The sequence below is a fragment of the Saccharomonospora iraqiensis subsp. paurometabolica YIM 90007 genome (assembly GCF_000231035.2).
GTDB lineage: Bacteria > Actinomycetota > Actinomycetes > Mycobacteriales > Pseudonocardiaceae > Saccharomonospora > Saccharomonospora paurometabolica.
In genome coordinates this window covers 28925-33775 of record NZ_KI912225.1, presented here as the reverse complement: position 1 = coordinate 33775, position 4851 = coordinate 28925, and the positions used below count along the sequence as shown (strand labels likewise).

General features: G+C 73.1%; 6 protein-coding genes and 1 pseudogene. 4 read left to right on the top strand and 3 right to left on the bottom strand.

Features of this window, described 5'->3' with window-relative positions; genetic code table 11:
• Nucleotides 1-838, top strand: an 838-nt coding sequence (locus SACPADRAFT_RS0208815; RefSeq protein WP_007026515.1) for a VOC family protein, incomplete at its 5' end; no start/stop codon positions are given.
• Here the strand turns inward: SACPADRAFT_RS0208815 and SACPADRAFT_RS0208810 are convergent.
• Nucleotides 816-1148 (bottom strand): YnfA family protein, encoded by a 333-nt coding sequence (locus SACPADRAFT_RS0208810; protein WP_007026516.1) that lies wholly within the window; start codon nucleotides 1146-1148, stop codon nucleotides 816-818. The genes SACPADRAFT_RS0208815 and SACPADRAFT_RS0208810 overlap by 23 nt on opposite strands.
• Nucleotides 1149-1263: 115 nt before the next feature.
• On the bottom strand, nucleotides 1264-2877 hold the full coding sequence (locus tag SACPADRAFT_RS0208805; protein ID WP_007026517.1) for an MDR family MFS transporter: 1614 nt from the start codon (nucleotides 2875-2877) through the stop codon (nucleotides 1264-1266).
• A 142-nt stretch (nucleotides 2878-3019) separates the two neighbouring features.
• On the opposite strand from SACPADRAFT_RS0208805, the gene SACPADRAFT_RS0208800 reads away from it, so the two are divergent.
• The 3 genes from SACPADRAFT_RS0208800 to SACPADRAFT_RS0208790 are packed head-to-tail and all read left to right on the top strand — an operon-like array spanning nucleotide 3020 to nucleotide 4261.
• The gene (locus tag SACPADRAFT_RS0208800; RefSeq protein WP_007026518.1) at nucleotides 3020-3619 is read left to right on the top strand and encodes a TetR/AcrR family transcriptional regulator; all 600 of its coding nucleotides are present in this window, start codon (nucleotides 3020-3022) and stop codon (nucleotides 3617-3619) included.
• 58 nt (nucleotides 3620-3677) lie between these two features.
• Nucleotides 3678-4007: a DUF3140 domain-containing protein gene (locus tag SACPADRAFT_RS0208795; protein WP_007026519.1), complete on the top strand. Its 330-nt coding sequence runs from the start codon at nucleotides 3678-3680 to the stop codon at nucleotides 4005-4007.
• Between the two features lie 44 nt (nucleotides 4008-4051).
• Nucleotides 4052-4261, top strand: a complete 210-nt coding sequence (locus SACPADRAFT_RS0208790) for a hypervirulence associated TUDOR domain-containing protein (protein WP_007026520.1) — start codon at nucleotides 4052-4054, stop codon at nucleotides 4259-4261.
• Between the two features lie 35 nt (nucleotides 4262-4296).
• Here the strand turns inward: SACPADRAFT_RS0208790 and SACPADRAFT_RS0208785 are convergent.
• Nucleotides 4297-4851, bottom strand: a pseudogene (locus SACPADRAFT_RS0208785) (pyridoxal-phosphate dependent enzyme); the annotation flags it as partial.

The window sequence follows — 4851 nt, the reverse complement described above, 5'->3', positions numbered from 1 at the left end:
CCGCGCGCAGGCACTGCTCGCCCCGGACGTCGCCCGCACCCGGGGGCACCGGGAGGCCGACCTGAGCGCGGTCGCCGCCCCCGACGGCACCGAACTGTTCTTCTGCCGCACCGCCGGGGACACGGACCCGGCACCGTCGGCCGGCGGCGACACCAGGACCGGCGATCACACCACCGGCGAGGACACCCCGGCCGACGACTGGCTCGCGGACTTCATCCTCACCGGCGGCGGCACGGGCTCACTGACCGGTGTCACCGACATCGACCACGTCGCACTGGCCCAGCCCTTCGACTACTTCGACGAGGCCACCCTGTTCTACCGCGAGGTGCTGGGTCTGGACACCCGGCACAGCGGGGAGTTCGCCGCGCCGTTCGGCCTGGTGCGCAGCCGCGCGGTGGCCGCGCGGCACGACCGCGTGCGGATCGCCCTGCACGGCACGGTGCTGCGCCGGGGGGACTGGTCGCCTGCGGTACCCGACCCCCAGCACATCGCCTTCGCCACCGACGACATCGTGGCGTGCGCCCGGACCGCGCGGGGACGGGGCGCCCCGCTGCTGTCCGTGCCGGACAACTACTACGACGACCTCGAGGCCCGGGTCCGGCTGCCCGACGAGACCCACGCGGCCCTGCGTGAGCACCGCATCCTCTACGACCGGGACGCGGACGGGGAGTACTTCCACTTCTTCACCGAGGTGCTCGGCTCCCGGGTGTTCTTCGAGGTCGTGCAGCGGGTGGGCGACTACGCCGGGTACGGCACGGCCAACGCCCCCGTCCGGATGGCCGCCCACCGCGCCGCCCGGCGCGGTCGGTGCGGCCTCACCCGCGCGGCGCGTACATGATCACCGCGACCCCGACGAGGCAGAGCACCGCGCCGAGCACGTCGAACCGGTCCGGCCGGTAGCCGTCGACGACCATTCCCCACGCCAGCGACCCGGCGACGAACACCCCGCCGTAGGCGGCGAGGATCCGGCCGAAGTGCGGGTCCGGCTGCAACGTGGCGACGAATCCGTACAGTCCGAGCGCGACCACCCCGGCGCCGATCCACACCAGACCGCGGTGTTCGCGCACCCCCTGCCAGACCAGCCAGGCACCGCCGATCTCGGCCAGCGCGGCCACCAGGAACAACGCGACCGAACGCAGCACGAGCACGGACGACCTCCCTCGGGAACCGGCGGGACGGGGCACCCGGAACCCTACGCCGGTCGCGGGAGGCCGCTCGCACCCGACGGCGACCCGCCGGGTGCCCCGGTTTCGGGAGTCGGTCTCAGCCGCGCACCACGGGGGCGGTCGCGTCCGGACCGGCGTCGGTGCCGGGTGTTGCGGCGCGGTCGGGGTCGAGGTCGAGGCTGGTGCGCAGGTCGGCGGGCTTGAGCGCCAGTGCGGCCAGCACGCCCACCACGGCGATCGCCGTGGAGATCAGGAACAGGTGTCCCGTCGCGTCACCGTAGGCGGTCCGGACGATCCCGCGCACCGGCTCCGGCAGTTCGGCCAGGTTGAGGTTGCTGGTCCCGGCGGTGGCCGGGGCGGGGATGCCCGCCTCGGCCAGGCCCTCGGCGATGTCACTGTCCACCGTGCGGTCCAGCACCGCGCCCAACACGGCGATGCCGGTCGTACCGCCGAGCGAGCGGAAGAACGCCACCGACGCGCTCGCCGCACCGACGTCCCGCAGGGCCACGGTGTTCTGCACCGCCAGCACCAGGTTCTGCATGGACAGGCCCACGCCGGTGCCGACCAGCAACAGCCCGCCGAAGACCACCGGCAGCGGGGTGTCCGGGCCCAGCGTCGACAGCACTCCGAAGCCGGTGAGCAGCACGAGCGTGCCCGCCACGATGAACGGCTTCGTCCTGCCGGTGCGGCTGACCAGCATGCCGGAGACGGTCGAGGCCACCAGCGTGCCCGCCATCATCGGCACCATCATCAGCCCGGCCGCCGTGGGGTCGTACCCGCGCGCCACCTGGAAGTACTGGCCGAGGAACACCGCACCGCCGAACATCGCCATGCCGACGGCGAGGCTGGCCACGATCGCCAGGGCGGGTGTGGGTTGCCGCAGGATGCGCAGGGGCACGATCGGTTCGGCGGCGCGCGACTCCCACCACACCGCGACCGTCAGGATCGCCAGGGCCGAGCCCGCCAGCACCGCCGTCTGCCAGGACAGCCACCCGAACGAACCGTCCACGAACGACACCCAGATCAACAGGACGCTCACGCCCGTACCGACGAGCACCGCACCCGGGTAGTCGACGCGGACCTCCGCGCGCCCGCGCACCACCGGAAGATGCAGCGTCCGGTGCAACACGACCAGCGCGACGGCGGAGAACGGCACGCCGAGGAAGAAGCACCAGCGCCACCCCAGCCACGACACGTCGGTCACCAGTCCGCCGAGCAGAGGTCCGCTCACCGTGGCCAGCGCCATGACCGCGCCGAGCACGCCGTTGTACCGGCCGCGCTCCTTCGGCGGGATCATCGCCGCGATCACCGCCTGCACCAGCGCCTGCAGGCCGCCGACGCCGAGCCCCTGGACGGCGCGGGCCGCGATCAGCTGCCCCGGGTCCTGCGCGAACCCGCTCACCAGGGACCCGACCAGGAACACCGAGATCGCGACCTGGGTCAGCCGCTTCTTGCTGTAGAGGTCGGACAGTTTCCCCCAGATCGGGGTGGACGCGGTCGCGGCGAGCAGCGTCGCGGTGACCACCCAGGTGTACTGGGTCTGGGTGCCGTTGAGCGAACCGATGATCCGGGGCAGCGCGACCGAGACGATGGTGGAGCTGGTCATCGCGACGAACAACGCGAGCAGCAGCCCGGTGAGGGCCTTGAGCACCTCCCCGCGCCGGGGGGAGGACCCGGTGTCGTCGGCGGACGCGGTCGTGGGGCTGGTCACACGGTCTCCGGGACGGTCGGACCTCGCGGTCGGGACGGACGGTGGGCGGACGGCTCCGCCCCGGTCGACTGTCCGGGAAAGTTGCCCAATGGGCAAGTTTGCGCGTTGAGAATCACACCGGTCGAGGGCTTACGATCGTCCCGTGGACGACACCGGACCGGGACTGCGCGAACGCAAGAAGCGGGCGACGAAGCGCGCGCTGCACGAGGCCGCGATGCGGCTCGCCCTGCGGGACGGGTACGACCAGCTCACCGTGGAGGCCGTCGCCGACGCGGCGACGGTCTCCCGGCGCACCTTCTCCAACTACTTCGCGGGCAAGGAGGAGGCGCTGCTGCACGGCGAGCGCACCCGGCTCGCCCGCCTGCTCGCGGCGGTGGCGGCCCGGCCTGCCGACGAGCGGCCGTGGGCCGCGTTGACGGCGGCCATCCACGACGAGGTGCGGGACTTCGACACCGAGGCCGGGCCCGCCTGGTTGGAACAGGCGCGGCTGATCCGGTCGCATCCGGATCTGCTGGCCGAGCAGATCGCCACGTTCGCCTCCTTCGAACGCGACCTCGCCGAGCACCTCGACCACCGCACCCCGCCGGACCTGCGCTCGCGGACCCGGGCCAGGGTGATCGCCGGATGCTTCCTCACCGCCCTGCGCGTCGGCACCCAGGCCTGGGTGGACGGCCCGGACGAGGCGTCCCTGCCCGAACTCGTGGAGCAGGCGCTCGCCGAGGCCGGCCGGGAACTGCCCTGACCGGCCGCGCCCGCGGCGCGGACCGAATGGACGGCCCTGTCCCGGGTATCCGCCCGGTATGGACACCGAGCGGGTGCGCGAGGAGTTCGGCCGCGAGGTCAACATGACCCCGACCGAGCTCGAACGGTGGCTCGGGACGCCGGAGTCCGACCGGGCCGGACAGCACGGCGACGGCGGCGAGTCGGTCGGACACCGGTCCGGACGCCGCATCGTGGAGATCCTGCGGACCCACCGCGGGGACCTCACCGAGGACGACTACGAACACATGCGCGCCGTCATCGGCTACATCCACCGGCACCGGGCCCAACGCCCGTCCGGCGACGTGCGCGACACGCCCTGGCGGCACTCGCTGATGAACTGGGGACACGACCCGCTCAAGGACACCTGACCGCCGGGACCGCCGACGCGCCGCGGCGGGGGAGGAGGCACACGATGGCCGAGTTCCACAAGGGTGACCGGGTCCGCTGGGACGCGGGCAACCAGAGTTCGGTGGGCACCGTCGAGGACAAGATCACCTCGGACACCGAGGCGGGCGGGCGGACCGTCCGCGCCTCCCCGGAACACCCGCAGTACCTCGTGCGCAGTGAGAAGTCCGGGCGCACCGCCGTGCACCATCCGGACAAGCTGCACCCCGCCGACTGAGCGGTGCCGGGACCGCGGACGGCCGTCGCGGGCGTTCAGGTGAGGAACGTGAACAGCGGGCTGTCCGGCGCCACCCGCTCGACCCGGTGCGGCACCGCGTCCATGCGCTCCAGTACGGCGGGCAGGTTCTCGGCCGCGCCCAGCTCGAGCCCCACCAGTGCGGGGCCGGTCTCGCGGTTGTTGCGCTTGACGTACTCGAACAGCGTGATGTCGTCGTCGGGGCCGAGGACCTCGTCCAGGAACCGGCGCAGCGCGCCCGGCTCCTGCGGGAACTCGACGAGGAAGTAGTGCTTGCGGCCCTCGAAGATCAGTGCGCGTTCCACGATCTCGGCGTAGCGGCTGACGTCGTTGTTGCCGCCGGAGAGCACGCACACCACCGTGGTTCCGGGCGCCGGGTCGAATCCCGGCAGGTCGGCGGCCAGGGCGGCCGGGGCGAGGGCCCCCGCCGGCTCGCTGATGATGCCGTCGGCCTGGTAGAGGTCCAGCATCTCGACGCAGATCCGCCCCTCGGGCACCGCCACCAGCCGGGGACGCTCCCGCGCGGCGATCGCGTGGGTGTGCGCGCCGACGGTGCGCACCGCGGCGCCGTC

Bases quoted from the DNA above. Each gene is read 5' to 3' on its own strand.
- SACPADRAFT_RS0208795 (WP_007026519.1), top strand. From the start codon at position 3,678: ATGGACACCGAGCGGGTGCGCGAGGAGTTCGGCCGCGAGGTCAACATG.
- SACPADRAFT_RS0208790 (WP_007026520.1), top strand. From the start codon at position 4,052: ATGGCCGAGTTCCACAAGGGTGACCGGGTCCGCTGGGACGCGGGCAAC.